General features: G+C 71.8%; 1 protein-coding gene. It reads left to right on the forward strand.

Features of this window, described 5'->3' with window-relative positions:
• Positions 1-585: beta-ketoacyl reductase (locus tag G5C65_RS40935; RefSeq protein ID WP_165303665.1), on the forward strand; the 585-nt coding region annotated here is incomplete at both ends.

Consider the following 585-nt stretch of genomic DNA (forward strand, 5'->3'; position numbering starts at 1 on the left):
TCTACGGCCGCCGCCTGGCCCGCGCACTGCCCGCAGCCGTCACCGGTACCGGCTGGCAGCCCACCGGCACCATCCTGATCACCGGCGGCACCGGAGCCCTGGGCACACACACCGCCCGCTGGCTCGCTGGACGAGGCGCACCACACCTCGTCCTCACCAGCCGCAGCGGAACAGCTCCCGACGGCCTGATCGAAGAGCTGACCGACCTCGGCGCGCAGGTGACAGTGGCCGCGTGCGACGTCACCGACCGGGACGCGCTCGCCTCGGTGATCGACGGTGTGCCGGAGCAGTGGCCGCTGACCGGCATCGTGCACACCGCCGGGATCGGGGATCCCGAAGGACTGGAGTGGACCACCACGGATGCCGCAGCCCGCGTCCTCAACCCCAAAACCAAGGGCACCGTGCTGCTGGACGAGCTCACCCGGGACCTGCCACTCGATCTGTTCGTGGTGTTCTCCTCGATCGCCGCGACCTGGGGCAGCGGCGGTCAGGGCGCGTATGCGGCCGGGAACGCGTTCCTGGACGCGTGGGTGCAGCACCGCCGTGATCGCGGGCTCCCCGGCACGTCCGTGGCCTGGGGTCCGT

The organism is Streptomyces boncukensis (assembly GCF_011045075.1).
Classification (GTDB): domain Bacteria; phylum Actinomycetota; class Actinomycetes; order Streptomycetales; family Streptomycetaceae; genus Streptomyces; species Streptomyces boncukensis.